Source organism: Undibacterium sp. 5I1, assembly GCF_034314085.1.
Lineage (GTDB): Bacteria > Pseudomonadota > Gammaproteobacteria > Burkholderiales > Burkholderiaceae_D > Undibacterium.
The window spans coordinates 4047406-4064222 of the sequence record NZ_JAVIWI010000001.1; the positions used below are offsets into that span (position 1 = coordinate 4047406).

Genomic DNA, 16817 nt, shown 5'->3' on the forward strand with positions numbered 1-16817 from the left:
TTCTTGAGATTGGATCAATTTATGCCGCCATATAGGATGATTGCCAGGAGTCGCACAGTTGCCCATGATTTAAATAAATCACGCGGCTGGCCTGATCTAAAAACTGTTCATCATGGCTAGAGATAATACAAGTCACGCCGGCACTCTGGAAGGCTTTGAGCGCGTTGATGACTTTGTTTGCATTCTCTCTGTCCAGAAAAGCGGTAGGTTCATCTGCCAGAATGATTTGCGGGCGATTGACAATCGCACGGGCGATAGCAACCCGTTGTTGCTCGCCGCCTGACAAGGCCAGGGGCATAGCATCCGCTTTATCCGCCAAGCCTACTTTTTCTAGCGCAGTGCGGGCACGGGTTTCTGCCTCGCTGGCAGAAGCGCTGACGACGATCAGCGGCAACATGACATTTGCCAGCACGCTACGGTCTAACAGCAAGCCTTTGTCCTGCAAAATCAGACCCAGTTTGCGGCGTAGATAAGGAATGCTGCCTGACTTTAACTTGCCAATGTCTTGTCCATTCACGCTAACGGTGCCGCTGCTAGGGCGCTCAATACCCGCAATCATTTTTAATAAAGTTGATTTGCCAGCGCCTGAAGGGCCAGCCAAAAAAATCAATTCACCGGGTTTGATGGTGAGCGATATATTGCGCAAAGCGACGGCGTCGCGTGAATATTCTTTAGAAACTTGCTGAAACTCTATCATCGGCAACATCCTTGATCTGGCTAAATAAATCAATGCAAATCAATGCAAATTGGTGAAATTAATTGAGCAGAGCATCCACAAATTCCTGAGCATTAAACGGTTGCAAGTCTTCAATCTGTTCGCCCACGCCGATGAAATAAACCGGTACCGGACGGGTTTTGGCAATCGCTGCTAATACGCCACCTTTGGCGGTACCATCGAGCTTGGTAATCACTAAGCCTGTCAGTGTGAGTGCATCATCAAATGCTTTTACCTGAGTTAAGGCATTTTGCCCGGTATTGCCGTCAATGATCAATAAGACTTCTTGCGGTGCGCCATCCATGCCTTTGCCGATGACGCGCTTGATTTTTTTCAGCTCTTCCATCAAGTGCAACTGGGTCGGCAAACGACCTGCTGTATCCACCATCACAACGTCTATCCCTTTGGCACGGGCGGATGCGACTGCATCGAAGGCGACGGCCGCCGGGTCGCCAGATTCTTGCGAAATCACAGTGACGTTGTTGCGTTCGCCCCAAATCGTCAGTTGCTCACGTGCCGCTGCACGGAAGGTGTCACCCGCTGCGAGTAATACGGACTGTTGATTTTTCTGCAGATGTTTTGCCAGTTTGCCGATCGTAGTCGTTTTACCCGCGCCGTTGACGCCGCTAATCATCATCACCAAGGGTTGATGACGACCTAGCTCTAAAGGTTTTTGCAGTGGTGTCAGCAAGTCTAAAAGCAAGGTCTTGAGGGCGAGTCTGACTTGCTCGGCCTCGGTTAATTTTTCTTCCTTGACCTTTTTCTTCAAACCATCCAACAAAAATTGCGTTGCTTCTACGCCGGCGTCGGAGGTCAGTAGTGCGGTTTCTAACTCTTCATATAAGTCATCGTCGATCTTTGCGCCAACAAATAGTGTGGTCAGGTTGGACGATGTTTTCGACAGTCCTGCTTTTAAACGGCTGATCCAGGAGCGTTTTTCAGCGACAGCTTCTGTGGCTTGATCGCTGCTGGCCAAAGATTCTGGCACAGTTGATGACGCGATTGATGACGCGATTGATGAGGCTGCTTCCGCGCTGGGTAGCGCTACTGTGGTTGGCAGCGAAGCAGGTTCTTCTTTGGGTTTTTTCTTGAAAAAGCTAAACATCGAGGTTTTAATAGGGCAGAAGACGAACAGGTTAGAATGCAGCCATTCTAACAGAGCCCTATTGCCAGATTGACGAGCCTTGTGTTGTGCGGCGCTAATTTGTTGTCGATTAGCTGGTCTTGGGCAATTTTGTGCGAGTTGTGCTTAGCTTGTCTTATTTAGTTAAGCCTTAGCGCTAAATAAGCTTAGTTTTTTGGTGTCGTAACGCTCTTCGCGGTGCGTCATATGGCTTGCATTTCATTAGTAGAATAAATACTCATCGCTAGTATATTTAAGTTGTCCATATAATTACTGGACAATAGAGCTATTTCTCATAAAAAAATGGGGAGTATATTGATTTTCCTAGTATTTTTATATTTAGCATTTTTGTGTAAGTTTTGTAATTCATGAATAAAATTGATTTCTTTTTCAAGCAGCTTAAAGCTGCGCAACCTGACTCTCGTGCATGAAAGCTAAACCTAAAAAACCGACCACGCCCGCTGGTCCCAAGCGCGTTCCGCATCAGGTACGTATTATTGGCGGCCAGTGGAAGCGGACTTTGTTACCCGTGATTGATGCCGAAGGTTTGCGCCCGACTCCTGATCGTGTCAGAGAAACTATTTTCAATTGGCTGGGACATTTGCTAGACGGCAGATGGCCAACCGTGCGCTGTCTTGATTTGTTTGCTGGCAGCGGCGCGCTGGGTTTTGAAGCCGCCAGTCGCGGTGCAGTAGCGGTCACGATGGTGGAATACCACACGCCCGCTTTTAAGCAGCTAGAGCAAGTCCAGCAAAAGCTGGGCGCGCAGCAAATTGCCTTAGTTCGTGGCGATGCCTTGACGGTGGTGCAGTCGCTGGTAGCGCGCCAGCAACAATTTGATTTGATTTTTCTCGACCCGCCTTTTGCGCAAGGATTTTTAACCAAGATCGTGCCGCTGTGCGCTAAGTTGTTGGCGGCTGGCGGCTTGTTATATGTCGAAGCAGAAGCGGCCTTGCCAGAAGATCCTGCCGATCCGGCGTATCCAGAATGGTTGATTGATTGGAAACTGATTCGTGCAGATCAGGCAGGGAGTGTGTATTTCCACATACTGCAACGCAACATCTTGACACATGACATGCCCGAAATTCAGGCATAATGCCTTCTCAAATTGGTGCATAGACACAAAATCAGGGAGTAAAGATGGTCACAGCCGTATATCCAGGAACCTTTGATCCGCTCACGCGAGGTCACGAAGATCTGGTGCGTCGCGCCTCCGGTTTGTTTGAGACGCTGGTTGTTGGCGTTGCTGACAGCAAAAACAAAAAGCCTTTTTTCTCGCTGGATGAGCGTCTGCTGATCGCCAACGAAGTGCTGGGGCATTACCCAAATGTCCGGGTGGAAAGCTTTTCTGGCTTACTCAAAGATTTTGTCCGCAAGAACGACGCCCGGGTGATTGTGCGTGGCTTGCGGGCTGTGTCTGATTTTGAATATGAATTTCAAATGGCCGGTATGAATCGCTATTTGTTGCCGGATGTTGAAACCCTGTTTTTGACGCCATCAGACCAATACCAGTTTATCTCCGGCACCATCGTGCGCGAGATCGCTATGCTGGGCGGGGATGTGTCGAAATTTGTATTCCCATCGGTAGATAAATGGCTGCAAACTAAAGTACTTGAGCAGGCGGAAAAAGCGGCACAAATTGAACTGGCAGAATTAGCCGAGTTAGCCAAAAAAACTTCAGTGTAATCGCAAGATGCTGCAAGTCTTTGCAGCAGGAGATAGTAAAAGTATGGCCTTACTGATTACGGACGATTGCATCAATTGTGATGTATGTGAACCTGAATGCCCCAATGATGCAATTTATATGGGGCCGGAGATTTATGAAATCGATCCGAATAAATGTACAGAATGTGTAGGGCATTACAACGAGCCACAATGCCAGCAAGTGTGTCCGGTAAGCTGCATTCCGTTTAATCCCGATTGGCGCGAAACGCCTGAGCAATTGCAAGCCAAGTACGAACGCCTGCAAGCAGGACTTAAGCCTGCATAAGTTTATCTGGCGCGAATTAATCAAGCCAGTGACTGCCTTAACCTAACACTTTGCAACTGGTAAGCACTTCGCAATCATTTACCGCGCGCCCAACATCAATCTGCCCGGCAGACCCGGTTACGACCTTGATTCTTCGCTCTGAATAAAGCCTGATCTGCTGCCTGTAATAAATCACGCGCAACATTCTCAATCTTGCCTTCATTATTGGCGACAGCCAACGTTGACACGCCGATAGAAATCGTCGCCTGACAAGTACCGATGGCACCGGTCAGTGCAAACGTTTTGCCTGCAATACTTTTGCGTATCCGTTCTGCCACAATCAAGCCGTCTTGCGCGCTGGCATTGACTAGCAGAGCGACAAATTCCTCCCCGCCAAAACGCCCCATGGTATCGCTCAGACGCAGTTCTGCCTTGATACGATTACTGACTTCGATCAAGACATCATCGCCCCCCTGGTGGCCGTAACGGTCATTAATTTTTTTAAAGAAATCGATATCCAGATACATGCAGACAATGCTGTATTGCTGACGACGGGCGCGCCCGATTTCTTCCAGCATGCGCTGTTCTACATAGCGGCGGTTGCTGACATTGGTGAGCGGATCGGTTAAGCCTATATGTGTCAGCCGTTCGTTATTGATCACGTTCTCAAGACAGATGGCAATGATGGAGGCCAGATGCTCGATAAAATCGGTCGCCATGGTTGGGCTAAACCGTGCGTCTTCAAAGCTACCTAAATTCAGATAACCTAATAATTTTTGTTGTCGTATTAAGGGCACCACCGCAACGCTTTTGGGTTTGCGCGTACAGGTTGAAAACATCTTGCCGTGTTTCACGGGGTCATAAATTCCTAAGACCGGTTTGAACAATTGCTCGCCATGGATGCGCAAATCTAGCTCGTTTTGCACAAAAAATAAGGAGGGAAATTCTTCAGAAGTGATCTTCAGATCCAGCATGATCTGCTGCAGATTTTTTTGATAGTCCAGCAAGCCTAGCGTGACAATATCCAGTTCTGACATCTTGGCTAGTGCACTAAAAATATTTTCGATCAACTCACGAAAACTACTGGCACCGATCAGCTTTAAATCGAAGCTCTGATGCCGCGACATAATATTTTGGTTACGATGCGCTTGTTCTAACAGGTTTTCTAATTGAGTACGCAAGGCAAAATTCTCTGTACGCAGTTGGGTAAGCACATCGGCAATCACATCGGATTGTCCGGTAGATGACACGACAACTTTCTCCATAATGCCTTTCGTTTGCGCGCAGCTTGGGTCAATATTTTCGGTAATTAGAATGCTATCTGAATATCTAACGCATCACCAACATATAGTGTTTGACCGCAACCTTTTGTCACAATTACGTTCATCCCGAATGTGATCCCGCCATCCAGCAGAGGATTGGCGCGATAGGTTTGCAAAATATCTACCGGATCAGGTCCGGGTTCTCCGGTGGCTTGATCTACGGCGGGGATTGTGCAGCGAGTGCAAGGCTTGACCGGCTTGAGCTGGATTTGGCGCTCATGATTGATGAGGTCCAAACTACTCGCATAGTCCTCTTCAAACGCGGCTATCTCAGCAAGCACGATGTTGGGGCGGAAGCGATCCATAGGAATCGACTCACGACCTTGCAAGAGTAACTTTTGGTTTAGATCATCGAGCGATGCAGTAGACGTCAGCAACAGCGGGAATCCGTCTGAAAACAGCGTGCCGACCTCCTGATCGCCGGTCCATTTTTGGCTGGCTAATCGTCGACCAGCAGGATCAAAGCGTACCAAACGACAAGCGGTGCCCAAGAACTGACTCAACCAAGCCGCGGCGTTGTCGCCACAGTCAAACGCAGCGATCAGATCGTCCCAGATTTGTACTTGCAAAGATACCGCTGGTGCCAGCTCAGCCAGGCTAAGCGCCATTGGCAATGCTGGCATATCAGGCGCAAGCAGTATTAAATGATCGCCCTCTATCGTTGGGCGTATCAATGCCATGCGAGGATGGCTGCGCTGGCTTAAAAATAGCCCCGTCGGATCAACCACCATCCACTCACGATCACGAATCAGGCTTGCGCCGATCTGCTGTGACAAGCCAGACTCGCTGACCGCCGCCGACCGTAAGCGGATACCAGCGCAAGATTTAATCGGGTACAGCGTCAGTTCAGTAATCGTAGGCATGGTGGTTAATACTCACAAGTCAAAATTTATAAGGAGATACATCGTCGGAATAATCAGGTTTTACAGGAATATTTAATATACTCCCCCTCATTTTTATGAAATATGCCGCTTTGTCCAAGTAATGATTGGACGATTAATAATACTATAGGGGGGTATTATTGCTAATAGGTTTTGATCGTGATAAAGGAACGGACAAATTCAATCGCAATGCCTGCTACATGGACAGCCACATAAGCAGCCACATACCCCGCTACTTACCTTGAAACGCTTGCCGGTAAGCCGAGGGCGAGAGATTAAATTCCCTCGCAAAATAGCGTCGCAATAATAGCGCCGAGCCAAAGCCGGTATCCACCGCGATGTCATCAATCGAGCGCTTACTCGATTCTAGCTGACGTTGCGCCTGTGCCAGTCGCTGATTGAGCAGCCATTTACCGACGGTGGTACCAGTTAACTGCTGGAAGTGGCGCGTAAAACTGCGTCGGCTCATCAAGGCTTTTTCTGCCAGCTGATCCAGATGTTGCGGCTCCGCAAGATGCTGCAGCATCCATTCCAGCACTTTAGATAAACGGTCATCGCTGGCTAGGCTAGGCACAGGTTGCTCAATATATTGTGCTTGTCCGCCTTGGCGATGTGGCGCCACCACCAGACGCCGGGCGACATGCGCTGCAATCTCCGCACCATACTGAGAGCGCAGCACATGCAAGCAGCAATCAATCCCCGCCGCCGTACCCGCCGAAGTAATCACATCCCCATGGTCAACATACAAGACATTGGAATCGAGGTGTACTTGTGGAAAACGCTGTAAAAATTCTTTCGCAACTGCCCAATGAGTTGTTGCCATCCTCTGATCAAGCAAGCCCGCTTCCGCCACCACAAACGCACCCAGACATAAACCAATAATCCGCACACCAGCCCGATGCGCTTTACGCAAAGCACTCAGCAGTGCAGCCGGTGCAGGTCGCAAATCGGTATGCCATGACGGGATCACTATCATATCCGCCCGTGCTAAGGCAGATAAACCATGACTCGTGTTGATCGAAAAACCAGCACTTGTCGTCACCACATGTTTGCCAGCCTTCGCTGCGAAGACACACACTTTCAGCTTGAACGCAGGTAATTTAAATTCGCCATGCTGCTCACCGAACACCAGGCAAGGAACCGATAAATGAAACGGACTAATACCATCAAATGCCAGTACAGCCACCGTGACAGTGTTCTTCACGGCGTTAGACAGGAATTGAGTCTGAGATTGAATTGGAGTTTCAATAAGCATGGCCTGATTGTATCGAATATTGGCAATCGGGTCACTTCTTAATCTGGACGATATGTCTGAAAATAACAGCACAAACGCAATCGCTGTTTGCCATATCACTTTATCTGGAGAGCTTTATCATGACTACGCCCATATCCATTCCGACCACACCGAAGCGCGCATTGATAGTGATCGATGTACAGAACGAATATTTTACGGGCAACATGCGGATCGAATATCCAGATCCGCAAGTGTCCCTGCATCATATTGCTCTTGCGATGGACGCAGCCAAGGCGGCAGGTATCCCGATTTTGGTAGTACAACATTCCGCGCCCGAAAACTCCCCCATCTTTGCGCGCGACTCTGCCAATTGGGAGTTACATGCAACGGTCAAAAGTCGCCCTTATGATCATTTGATCGAAAAGTCCATGGCCAGTATTTTTGTCGGCACGGATGCCAAACAATGGCTGGAAAAAAATCACATTGATACCCTGACAATCGTTGGCTACATGACGCATAACTGCAACGCCAGCACCATTTATCAAGCGGCACATGATGCTTATCAAGTCGAAATTTTGTCCGACGCGACCGGCGCTTTACCCTACGAAAATAGCGCAGGATACGCCAGCGCAGAAGAAATCCATCGCACTTTTAATGTCGTATTCCAATCTAACTTCGGCGCAGTGGCTAGCACCGCAGAATGGATCAAGTTAATTAATACAGGCGGTGTGTTGGAGAAGAGCAACGTATTGGTGTCGCATCTGGCCGGGCGGGCGCATCCATCTGCTTAAGTAGTGTTGGGCTCGCAAAGCGCTAATAAAGCGCTAACGTAAGGCGAATAACATGAATAAAAAAGCGTCACTTGTTTGTACAAGCAACGCTTTTTTAGAGCTCTCACCACTGAGGACGAGAATCATTAAATTAGTACTTAGACGTTAAACAAGAAGTTCAGCACATCACCATCCTTAACCACATATTCCTTACCTTCAGCGCGCATCTTACCTGCGTCTTTTGCACCAGCTTCACCTTTAAAGTTGATGAAGTCATCAAACGCTATGGTTTGTGCACGGATGAAGCCGCGTTCGAAATCGGTGTGGATCACGCCTGCTGCCTGTGGTGCGGTATCACCGACATGAATGGTCCAGGCGCGGACTTCTTTGACACCGGCGGTGAAATAAGTTTGCAGGCCAAGCAGTTTGAATGCGGCGCGGATTAGGCGATCTAGTCCCGGCTCTTCCATGCCCATGTCGTTTAAGAAATCGGTTTTATCGGCGTCATCCAGATCGGCAATTTCTGCTTCGATCGATGCACAAATGGCGACGATAGGCGCATTTTGTGATTGGGCGTAGGCAGTCAGTTGATCCAGTAAGGGATTATCTTTAAAACCGGTATCGGATACGTTAGCGACGTACATCGCTGGCTTGGCAGTGATCAGGCAAAGTGGCTTGATCAACAGCATTTCTTCTGCGTCCAGACCCAGGGCGCGCACTGGTTTTGCGTCGTTCAGTGCGGGCATGATGCGCTCTAATATGGCGACCAGTTTGGCGGCATCTTTGTCGCCGGAGCGGGCTTTTTTGTTTTCGCGGTGGATGGCTTTTTCTACCGAGCTCATATCGGCCAATGCCAGTTCAGTCTGAATGACTTCGATATCATCGAGCGGGCTGACCTTGCCTGCGACGTGGATCACATTGTCATCTACAAAGCAGCGTACGACGTTGACGATAGCATCGGTTTCGCGGATGTGGGCGAGGAACTGATTGCCCAAGCCTTCGCCTTTCGAGGCACCGGCAACCAGCCCAGCGATATCGACAAACTCAACAATCGCGTTTTGGATACGTTCTGGTTTAACGATGGCGGCCAATTGCGCCAGACGCGGATCGGGTACCTCTACCATGCCGACATTGGGTTCGATCGTACAGAAAGGATAGTTTTCTGCCGGGATGCCTGCTTTGGTCAGTGCATTAAAAAGAGTAGATTTGCCGACGTTAGGCAGGCCGACGATGCCGCATTTGAGACTCATGATATTTTACCGAAGAGGTGAGATGTGATTAGATTAGCCCGCTATTTTACCGGAACATCGGCTTATTCAGGCGGTTTTGACGCTGAGGATGGAGTTCGTCTGAATTGGTGAGCGGATATTCTTTCAGCTTGGCGTGGGTTTTTATGACGCCCGAAAAAAATTGCTACAATTTACTTGGTATTTTTGAAATTAAACTCATATATTTTAAATGCGGCCAGCAATCATGCTAGTTGCCGATTATTTTAGGGAGAGTCCTTTGACTAAATTGTTAATCACTTTAGGTTTGGCGTGTGCTTTTACATTGCCGTTGTCAGCGCAGGCTCAGGTTGCGGTGCAAGCTAATCCAAATCAAGCAGCCTTATTGGCAAGCCCTGATACACAGGTTGCGGCAAATAAGCGCCTGGTGTATGACTTTTGGCGTGAGGTATTTGAGGGGGGACATATGGATCTGGCGGATAAATATCTGACCGAATCATATATTCAGCACAATCCGAATGTGGCGTCAGGACGCGCTGCGTTTGTCGATTTTTTCTCTAAATTTACCAAACCATCCCCGATTGCTGCGCAGATCAAAGCACCACTTGTGTCCATCGTTGGCGATGGCGATATGGTCGTTCTTAGTTTTGTCCGTCAGTATGACGATCCCAAAGATGCCACCAAAAAATATACCACGACCTGGTTTGACATGTTCCGTATTCAGGACGGAAAAATTGCCGAACACTGGGATAGCGCTTTGAAAAAATAAGTTTGTCGTGTCTTGTTTAGCGCTTATTTAAATAATTCATTAAGCGAGATATAGCCGCTGTTTAACGTTTTCAACTTACGTTCTTAACTTAATAAACAGCGGCGATTTTGATTTGGTGGCTTTGATTAAGCGAGCGCAGTATTTTTCTTCAAATACCTAGTCGAGACGCGGTGTAAATACACCACCAGCGATACAGCGGCAATGGTTAATCCAACCACCAGCGATATCCAGAAACCGCTGGCAGCCATTGGTTCTGCTGGCCGCAGCGGGAACCACTCAGGTGCCAAACCTAGTATGCAACCGAGTGGAATACAGACACCCCAGAACGCTGTCAGATGGATCAGCATCGGCGTGCGGGTGATTTTGTAACCTCGTATCGCGGAAGATGCGGCGACCTGAGCACCATCGGATAACTGGAAGATCGCTGCCAGCAGTAATAGCTTGACCGTCACTTGCTGGACGGCGACATCGCTGGTGTACGCTGCTGCGATTTCTTGCCTGAACAGGGTGATCATCAACGCCGATATCACCGCAAATCCCAGCGATAAACCTACGCCTACCCAAGATGAAAAACGGGCACGTTGCGTGTCATTTTCCCCCATCGCCTGACCGACACGTGTTACCGAGGCAATACCAAAACTCAGCGGCACCATAAACACCAGGGACGAAAAATTTAAGGCAATCTGATGTGCCGATACCGTGACTACACCAAAGCGTGCCACCAGTAAGCCGATCACACAAAATGCACTGACTTCCGCAAAATAGGTCACCCCGATGGGCAAGCCCATGCGCAGCATCTTGCGTATCTCTGGCCAGTGTGCAGGTTCTCTATGTGTGAACGGGTAAGTTGATTGATAGGCCGGTGCTTTTTTAATCCATAAGACCATGGCTCCCAACATCAGCCACATACCGACGCCAGTCGCTACGGCACAGCCTGTTGCGCCCAATTTTGGTAAGCCCCAATGGCCATAAATCAGCAACCAGTTAATACACACATTAAAAGCCAATCCAAATAGCGCGATCACCATCACCGGCTTGGTTTGGTTCAGGCTGGCGGTATAGCCATAGAGCGCGCGGTAGCAGGCAAAAGGCGGCAAGCCAATACTGATCACATGCACAAATTGCGCGGCTTTATCTCGTACGCTATCTTCCAGATAAATATGATCGAATACCACGGTGGACAGATTGAGCAAGACACATCCCACCAGACCCACGCCCAAGCCCATCCACAAGGACTGGCGGACGATATGCGGGATTTTATGATGTGCATTAGCCCCGACCTCATGCGCCACGATCGCATTGATTGCCATCATCACACCCATCACGGTGACCAGCACCATCGCCCACAAAGATGCACCCAGCGCGACAGCGGCCAGATCATTGGCACTGGCATGCCCCGTCATCGCCACATCGGCGACACCCATGCCGACGGTAGCGAGTTGGCCGATCAGGACAGGCCAGGCGAGTTGCCACATGGCGCGGGATTCGGTAAGGATTTTTGTTTTCATAATCAGCAGTGCAGGCGAGTGTGAGTCGCAAAATAGAGTGCGAGTGGCATCTTAGTTCATTTTTTATAAAAAGAGGATTTGCGCAAAGCCTCCGCAGCTGCGTTGTAGCTCCCGTTCGCACTATAAGTACGATCTTGGTTGCTGCGGCCGTGCCAGGATAATTTTGCGTAAATCCTAAAAAGTATCTTAACGAAGCATCTTAAGGTGATGCTGAACGCTAAACAGCAGTCCCAAAGCTAGCGGTCATGCGCTCTTTTTGATGCGGGATTAATAACATACTCCCCTTATTTTTATAGAAATATGCCGTATTGTCCAATAAGTAATTGGACGATTGAAATATACATGTAGGTAGTATTTATTTTAGCACCGCGTAAAAGTTCATGTGGCTCTGGTTAGCAGTGCTTGGCCGTAGGCATTAAAACGCAAAGTCAGGCACTAGCAGATGCATGCGCCTTATAAGCTGAGATTCCCATTCTTCGTATTTCCGCTCGCGATTCTTGACCGTATCCGTATCCGTATCCGTATCCGTATCCGTATCCGTATCCGTATCCGTATCCGTATCCGCATGTCGTGGCGTGACGGATAGGTGAGTTTATTTAGTTGCCGATTTGTTCCAGCAAAGATGATCAAGCATTCAGTTGACGAAATGATATGCCATCGGTGACAATCGGTTGTCCAATTAGCATTTTTTTCGCATTGGCGCTGATAGCCGTTGTTGACTCTAAACTCACAGTCTCGCGACATGACAAAATTAACCACATCATCTCATTCATGAAAATCACCCACTTTGTATGCGCTAGCGCACTACTTTTTTCTCCCTTATTGGCCCATTCGCAAACGGCCACGTTTAATTTGAAGGACATTATCAAGAAGAGTATTTCCGATAGCAGCTCACAAGCTAAAACTCCCGATGCGACTAAGGACAATGCGAATAACTCAGGCGCTGACACTGCGAATACCGGCGGCGCAGTTAGCAAGGATGGTATTCCTAAAGTCTTAGAAACAATCGGTATCAAAATCGGGGATACGCGACAGCAGGTCGATCAGGTATTGACTGGTAAGGGTTATAAATTGGGCTCGACTAACACTCATCCGATGGGACAAAGTTTCCCCGGAATTTTGTGGAGTTTGGTGTACACGATTAATTCAAGTGCCAGTACTGGTAGCCGAGATCTTGCAATGGTTGATGTGCGATTTGGGCCGCAATCAGGCAAGGTGATGGCTATTTTACGTCGCGAAAAATTTGATCATCCAGTCGTAGCGACGGAAATAAAAAAAGCGCTGATGGAAAAATATGGTACCCCCAGCAGCCAAACTTCTAGCGATTTGAACTGGATGGCTTACCGTCCGGGCTACAGTCGCACCGGCGTTGGCATCGATTTGAACGACTGCAATGGACGATTTGGAACGGCTATTAATGTCAGTTATCCGATGAGTAAATTTAAAGATTGCCGGCAATCAGTCGGTGTTGCTCTCGCGGAATCAAATAATAGCGGCCGAGAGTACAACACCATTGAGGTTGGTGTTACCGATTTTGCGATGATGACAGCCGAGTATGCTGCGGCACGTGCAATGATGGATAAAAAGAACGCTGAGATTTTGGAAGAGCACAAAAAAGCACCCACTCCTAAGCTGTAATATTTGTCAGAACATGCACGGGCACAGTCATAGCATGCGCGCCTCGTGCTGTTCTTGCGGCTAAATCAGGACTAAATTCAATACGGATGTCCGGAAGTGCTTGAATTTCATCCCAGCACTTTCTGCTTCAAGAAAAGTATGCTGAACCATTCTTCCTACCTGCAAGCTTAATCAAATATCATATACTCCCCCATTTTTACAATGAATATGTTGAATTGTCCAATGATTATATGGACACTTAAAATATACATATGAGAGTATATTTTTGGTCAGTGCTGTAGAGTCGAGTTCGATACGTGCTCACCGAGCTCCATAGCATCGCTTTTGCCCGGCAGTGGATTTCCTTCCTTTCATACAAACTCTTCTTGACATCTCCAATCAGTGCTACTAAAGTGATATCACTTTGATGTCATTCAAACGGAGATAATATGAACACAGCAAGTAAAGTTGTCGGTGGCAAGTCATTGATGCATGAACGCATTCATTCCTCGCCAGATGGTTATCTGATGGTGGCCGTTGGGTTGTTTTTGATTGTGGCGGGTGGTTATTGGGCTTGGTCTGGTTTCAATGCGTTGGAGCCAGTGGTATTGCCGATTTTTGGTAAATTGCTGATCAGCATATTGGGTGCGTTTTTATTGTCGGGCTTGTACATGCTGCAACCGAATGAGGCGGCCTTGTTGTCTTTGTTTGGTAAGTACATCGGCACCGATCGCAGCGCGGGTTTGCGTTGGGCCAATCCTTTGTATTCGGTACGCAAAGTCAGTTTGCGGGCTCGCACTTTAAATTCGCCAACTTTGAAGGTGAATGATAAGCGCGGCAATCCGGTGGAGATTGGTGCGGCGATTGTCTGGCGCGTACAAGATACGGCGCTGGCCTTATTCAATATCGATGACTTCGAGCGCTTTGTGAACGTGCAAGCCGAAACCGCGATCCGTCATCTCGCATCGCAATATGCGTATGACGAGGGCGATGATCTGGCGGAGCACGAGACCACCTTGCGTGCTGGTTTAGATGAGGTGACTAAAGCCTTACGACAAGAGTTACATACCCGGTTTGAAGTCGCGGGGATCGATGTGGAAGATGCCAAGCTCACGCATTTGGCCTATGCACCAGAAATCGCGCAAGTCATGCTGCGCAGACAGCAAGCCGATGCAATTATCAGTGCACGTAAAAAAATCGTACATGGTGCGGTGACGATGGTAGAAGAAGCGCTCAAGGGTTTGTCTGAACGCAAGATCGTCGAGCTCGATGACGAGCGCAAAGCTGCAATGGTGAGTAATTTGCTGGTCGTGCTTTGCTCGGATAAAGAGACGCAGCCGATTATTAATACCGGTACGCTTTACAATTGAGTCTGCTGGTTTGAAGTTCTGTTCCTGATGAATATTGTTGAGGGGTTGATATGTATCCATTTTTAATGATCTTCGGTGTCTTAGTCGCCTCCGTTTTGGCACTGATTTTATGCTTCCTCGGTTTATCATTTTTAGGCCGTTGGTTTGGTCAGGATAAAGTCGAGCGGTTTGCCAAGTTCCGTCTGCAAGGCCCGTTTGTGCCAGTCACGCCTGCCGTAGCCAGTTCGCACAATGCAACATCAGATGTGAGCGATCAACCTTCAGTACCTTAATCTAGCAAAATGAAGTCGCTTAACGAAGTAGTGAAACAAAGTAGTAAGCGAAGTAACTAAATAAGTTCGCCAGCTAGTCAGAATCAAAAACAAAATTGTTGAGGAAAATGTTGTGAACGAAATTAAATATCAACAAAGCCAATGGATGAAAGTCCTCTGGATCATGCTGCCTTTAGTGACCTTAATCATGATGGCAGTGAAAACCATAGGGCTTGATCCCGTCGCCCGTTTGCGCGCGCTGCTGACGATTGCTGCGATCAATTTTATGGTGCTGGGTTTGCTGGGACGATTGACAGTCAAAATAGACAATACCCATTTGCGCTGGTATTTCGGCTTGTTTGGCTGGCCCGCATGGAAGTTAGCGCTGACCGATATCCGTCAGATAGAGCAATGTGAATCGCGCTGGATAGAAGGCTGGGGTATCCGCTTTACCAAAGAAGGCATGCTCTACAACGCCGCCGGAAAAGGCGCGGTACGTATTACCAAAGCGGATGGCTCCAGCCTGAGGTTAGGTTCTGCCGAACCTGAGGTGTTGTGTGCCGCATTGAACAATGCGCTAGCAAATTATGCCAATAAGCTTATTAAATAAGCTTACTAAATAAGCTTAGTTGCTAAGCTAACCAAGTAAGTTCGCCAGTTAAGTTCACCAATTAAGTCGCTCACTCAGGTAGATCAGAAACATCATGGCCAGCCCCGGGAAAAAATCTTTCATGTTGCGTATCGATCCTGTACTCTGGGCAGAGATCGAGCGCATGGCTGCGCAAGAACTGAGGAGTAGTAATGCGCAAGTGGAGTATTTACTGAGAGACGCTTTAAGCCAGCGTGGCCGCAAAGTCGACATAGAAGCTGCTAGCCAGGATGACGTAAAAACGGATCTCGTTTTACCGTCAGCTTCTTAGATTACTATTTTCTTCGCCGCACAATCTCTCGATACTGCCAGTTTACAGCGGCAATACCTGGCTTACATCAGGCCGTTGAATAAAATCAGCGAACGCATCCCGCAGCCGCGCACCTTCTCCCATCGCGGTTTTCCAATGATGAATACGTAGATCATGATTGGTACCGTAAAAGAAAAAATCTTTCCTATCGAGTACCTTGCCGCGTGGCAGAGTTTGTAAAAAGCCCGGTGATGGCGACACCATAATCACGTTGTCCAGCCAATGCCGGTTTTTGCCTATGCTGGCACGTCGCCAGGGCAAACTTTTATCCAGCCAGCCCGGCACGATATGGTCGGTAAAATGCGGATAAAGCACTAAGCCACCTTCTTTGTTACCGCTTAAACGCGAGTAAGGCAGCGCCAGATGGTAATCAATAATTCCACCATCCCAATACGTACCTGTCGGCGCATGAGGAATATGGCGCACAGGTTCCATAATCAGCGGCAAGGTACCTGATGCTAATAAGGCGGAGGCTAAATTATCCGCCGTTAATGATGAGAAATGGGTATCGAACGCATCAAATTTTGCCTTCAGCCAAAACAGCGGATCACGCATGTCGCCAATCACCATTCTGTCCATGTGATTAGCGAGTTTAGAGCGCGATGCCAGGTTCGAAAACGTCGCTGCCACAAATCCTGCTTTAGCTTTGCCACTCGATTGTGGTGCGCTTAAAAAGCCCCGGCCACGTACTGCCAGCAGATGCAGACGGTGCAGCGGTTGGTGTACGATTTCTTGCTCGTAACCACCGATAAAATTTTGTAGCAATTCAACGCAAACATCCGTCACATATTGGGCTGAAGGTTTTTCAGGATAACGCTGCTCACAATACAAATCACCGAGGCGCTGGAACGCCGCCACCGGATCAGCGTGGCTCGCCGCTGCCATACGCCAGGCACCGATAGAGGCGCCGATCAAGGTGCGTTCGCGCGGTGCGCTTGGCAACCATTCTCCAAATAACCATTGATCCAGCGCCTGCAAAATCAACCCTTTAGGGCCACCCGCAGCAGCAGGGATAACCGCGATGTCGCGCGCCTGCAAACCATGTTGACGAATATGTTCGAGAGCAAATTTTCCGGCGCGGATTTGTATGGGTGATGTCATAG

At 48.5% G+C, this 16817-nt stretch carries 19 protein-coding genes; 11 read left to right on the forward strand and 8 right to left on the reverse strand.

Annotated elements, in window-relative coordinates:
• Positions 1-19 precede the first annotated feature (19 nt).
• Together RGU72_RS17735 and ftsY are read right to left on the reverse strand one after the other, a co-directional pair.
• Positions 20-697, reverse strand: coding sequence for a cell division ATP-binding protein FtsE (locus RGU72_RS17735; RefSeq protein ID WP_322121004.1), 678 nt, complete (start codon positions 695-697; stop codon positions 20-22).
• 58 nt (positions 698-755) lie between these two features.
• A complete protein-coding gene (gene ftsY, locus RGU72_RS17740) occupies positions 756-1820 on the reverse strand; it encodes a signal recognition particle-docking protein FtsY (RefSeq protein ID WP_322121005.1) in 1065 nt (354 codons plus the stop codon).
• A 445-nt stretch (positions 1821-2265) separates the two neighbouring features.
• Here ftsY and rsmD point away from each other — a divergent pair, with 445 nt between their 5' ends.
• Genes rsmD through RGU72_RS17755 form a run of 3 tightly spaced genes read left to right on the forward strand, consistent with a single transcriptional unit; the run spans position 2266 to position 3828 of the window.
• Entirely contained in the window at positions 2266-2934 is a 669-nt protein-coding gene (rsmD, locus tag RGU72_RS17745) for a 16S rRNA (guanine(966)-N(2))-methyltransferase RsmD (RefSeq protein ID WP_322121006.1), read from the forward strand.
• A 44-nt stretch (positions 2935-2978) separates the two neighbouring features.
• Positions 2979-3524: a pantetheine-phosphate adenylyltransferase gene (gene coaD, locus RGU72_RS17750; protein WP_322121007.1), complete on the forward strand. Its 546-nt coding sequence runs from the start codon at positions 2979-2981 to the stop codon at positions 3522-3524.
• A 43-nt stretch (positions 3525-3567) separates the two neighbouring features.
• Positions 3568-3828, forward strand: coding sequence for a YfhL family 4Fe-4S dicluster ferredoxin (locus RGU72_RS17755; protein ID WP_322121008.1), 261 nt, complete (start codon positions 3568-3570; stop codon positions 3826-3828).
• Between the two features lie 95 nt (positions 3829-3923).
• Here the strand turns inward: RGU72_RS17755 and RGU72_RS17760 are convergent, their stop codons facing one another.
• The 3 genes from RGU72_RS17760 to RGU72_RS17770 all read right to left on the reverse strand — a co-directional run bounded on the left by RGU72_RS17760 (position 3924) and on the right by RGU72_RS17770 (position 7265).
• The gene (locus tag RGU72_RS17760; RefSeq protein WP_322121009.1) at positions 3924-5072 is read right to left on the reverse strand and encodes a DUF484 family protein; all 1149 of its coding nucleotides are present in this window, start codon (positions 5070-5072) and stop codon (positions 3924-3926) included.
• Positions 5073-5116: 44 nt separating this feature from the next.
• Entirely contained in the window at positions 5117-5992 is an 876-nt protein-coding gene (locus RGU72_RS17765; RefSeq protein WP_322121010.1) for an MOSC domain-containing protein, read from the reverse strand.
• A 250-nt stretch (positions 5993-6242) separates the two neighbouring features.
• Positions 6243-7265 carry a GlxA family transcriptional regulator gene (locus tag RGU72_RS17770; RefSeq protein WP_323492356.1) on the reverse strand — a complete coding sequence of 341 codons (1023 nt, stop codon included), beginning with the start codon at positions 7263-7265 and terminating at the stop codon, positions 6243-6245.
• Between the two features lie 119 nt (positions 7266-7384).
• Here RGU72_RS17770 and RGU72_RS17775 point away from each other — a divergent pair, with 119 nt between their 5' ends.
• Positions 7385-8035 carry an isochorismatase family protein gene (locus RGU72_RS17775; RefSeq protein WP_322121012.1) on the forward strand — a complete coding sequence of 217 codons (651 nt, stop codon included), beginning with the start codon at positions 7385-7387 and terminating at the stop codon, positions 8033-8035.
• Positions 8036-8172: 137 nt separating this feature from the next.
• Here RGU72_RS17775 and ychF read toward each other — a convergent pair whose 3' ends face one another.
• Positions 8173-9264, reverse strand: a complete 1092-nt coding sequence (gene ychF, locus RGU72_RS17780) for a redox-regulated ATPase YchF (protein ID WP_322121013.1) — start codon at positions 9262-9264, stop codon at positions 8173-8175.
• A gap of 256 nt (positions 9265-9520) precedes the next feature.
• On the opposite strand from ychF, the gene RGU72_RS17785 reads away from it, so the two are divergent.
• On the forward strand, positions 9521-10009 hold the full coding sequence (locus RGU72_RS17785; protein WP_322121014.1) for a nuclear transport factor 2 family protein: 489 nt from the start codon (positions 9521-9523) through the stop codon (positions 10007-10009).
• Positions 10010-10134: 125 nt separating this feature from the next.
• On the opposite strand, the gene RGU72_RS17790 is transcribed toward RGU72_RS17785, so the two are convergent.
• Positions 10135-11517 carry an MATE family efflux transporter gene (locus RGU72_RS17790; RefSeq protein ID WP_322121015.1) on the reverse strand — a complete coding sequence of 461 codons (1383 nt, stop codon included), beginning with the start codon at positions 11515-11517 and terminating at the stop codon, positions 10135-10137.
• 442 nt (positions 11518-11959) lie between these two features.
• On the opposite strand from RGU72_RS17790, the gene RGU72_RS17795 reads away from it, so the two are divergent.
• From RGU72_RS17795 to RGU72_RS17820, 6 genes are all read left to right on the forward strand, one after another.
• Entirely contained in the window at positions 11960-12103 is a 144-nt protein-coding gene (locus RGU72_RS17795) for a hypothetical protein (protein ID WP_322121016.1), read from the forward strand.
• Between the two features lie 185 nt (positions 12104-12288).
• On the forward strand, positions 12289-13155 hold the full coding sequence (locus RGU72_RS17800) for a hypothetical protein (protein WP_322121017.1): 867 nt from the start codon (positions 12289-12291) through the stop codon (positions 13153-13155).
• 428 nt (positions 13156-13583) lie between these two features.
• Positions 13584-14504, forward strand: a complete 921-nt coding sequence (locus RGU72_RS17805) for an SPFH domain-containing protein (RefSeq protein WP_322121018.1) — start codon at positions 13584-13586, stop codon at positions 14502-14504.
• 50 nt (positions 14505-14554) lie between these two features.
• Positions 14555-14776 (forward strand): hypothetical protein, encoded by a 222-nt coding sequence (locus RGU72_RS17810; RefSeq protein ID WP_322121019.1) that lies wholly within the window; start codon positions 14555-14557, stop codon positions 14774-14776.
• Between the two features lie 112 nt (positions 14777-14888).
• Complete coding sequence (locus RGU72_RS17815) at positions 14889-15365, forward strand: hypothetical protein (protein WP_322121020.1); 477 nt, start codon at positions 14889-14891, stop codon at positions 15363-15365.
• Between the two features lie 94 nt (positions 15366-15459).
• On the forward strand, positions 15460-15675 hold the full coding sequence (locus RGU72_RS17820; protein ID WP_322121021.1) for a hypothetical protein: 216 nt from the start codon (positions 15460-15462) through the stop codon (positions 15673-15675).
• A 42-nt stretch (positions 15676-15717) separates the two neighbouring features.
• On the opposite strand, the gene RGU72_RS17825 is transcribed toward RGU72_RS17820, so the two are convergent.
• The gene (locus RGU72_RS17825; protein ID WP_322121022.1) at positions 15718-16815 is read right to left on the reverse strand and encodes a patatin-like phospholipase family protein; all 1098 of its coding nucleotides are present in this window, start codon (positions 16813-16815) and stop codon (positions 15718-15720) included.
• Positions 16816-16817 lie beyond the last annotated feature (2 nt).

Coding starts and splice junctions, on each gene's coding strand:
- RGU72_RS17735 (WP_322121004.1), bottom strand. CDS start 697: ATGATAGAGTTTCAGCAAGTTTCTAAAGAATATTCACGCGACGCCGTC.
- ftsY (WP_322121005.1), bottom strand. CDS start 1,820: ATGTTTAGCTTTTTCAAGAAAAAACCCAAAGAAGAACCTGCTTCGCTG.
- rsmD (WP_322121006.1), top strand. CDS start 2,266: ATGAAAGCTAAACCTAAAAAACCGACCACGCCCGCTGGTCCCAAGCGC.
- coaD (WP_322121007.1), top strand. CDS start 2,979: ATGGTCACAGCCGTATATCCAGGAACCTTTGATCCGCTCACGCGAGGT.
- RGU72_RS17755 (WP_322121008.1), top strand. CDS start 3,568: ATGGCCTTACTGATTACGGACGATTGCATCAATTGTGATGTATGTGAA.
- RGU72_RS17760 (WP_322121009.1), bottom strand. CDS start 5,072: ATGGAGAAAGTTGTCGTGTCATCTACCGGACAATCCGATGTGATTGCC.
- RGU72_RS17765 (WP_322121010.1), bottom strand. CDS start 5,992: ATGCCTACGATTACTGAACTGACGCTGTACCCGATTAAATCTTGCGCT.
- RGU72_RS17770 (WP_323492356.1), bottom strand. CDS start 7,265: ATGCTTATTGAAACTCCAATTCAATCTCAGACTCAATTCCTGTCTAAC.
- RGU72_RS17775 (WP_322121012.1), top strand. CDS start 7,385: ATGACTACGCCCATATCCATTCCGACCACACCGAAGCGCGCATTGATA.
- ychF (WP_322121013.1), bottom strand. CDS start 9,264: ATGAGTCTCAAATGCGGCATCGTCGGCCTGCCTAACGTCGGCAAATCT.
- RGU72_RS17790 (WP_322121015.1), bottom strand. CDS start 11,517: ATGAAAACAAAAATCCTTACCGAATCCCGCGCCATGTGGCAACTCGCC.
- RGU72_RS17795 (WP_322121016.1), top strand. CDS start 11,960: ATGCATGCGCCTTATAAGCTGAGATTCCCATTCTTCGTATTTCCGCTC.
- RGU72_RS17800 (WP_322121017.1), top strand. CDS start 12,289: ATGAAAATCACCCACTTTGTATGCGCTAGCGCACTACTTTTTTCTCCC.
- RGU72_RS17805 (WP_322121018.1), top strand. CDS start 13,584: ATGAACACAGCAAGTAAAGTTGTCGGTGGCAAGTCATTGATGCATGAA.
- RGU72_RS17810 (WP_322121019.1), top strand. CDS start 14,555: ATGTATCCATTTTTAATGATCTTCGGTGTCTTAGTCGCCTCCGTTTTG.
- RGU72_RS17820 (WP_322121021.1), top strand. CDS start 15,460: ATGGCCAGCCCCGGGAAAAAATCTTTCATGTTGCGTATCGATCCTGTA.
- RGU72_RS17825 (WP_322121022.1), bottom strand. CDS start 16,815: ATGACATCACCCATACAAATCCGCGCCGGAAAATTTGCTCTCGAACAT.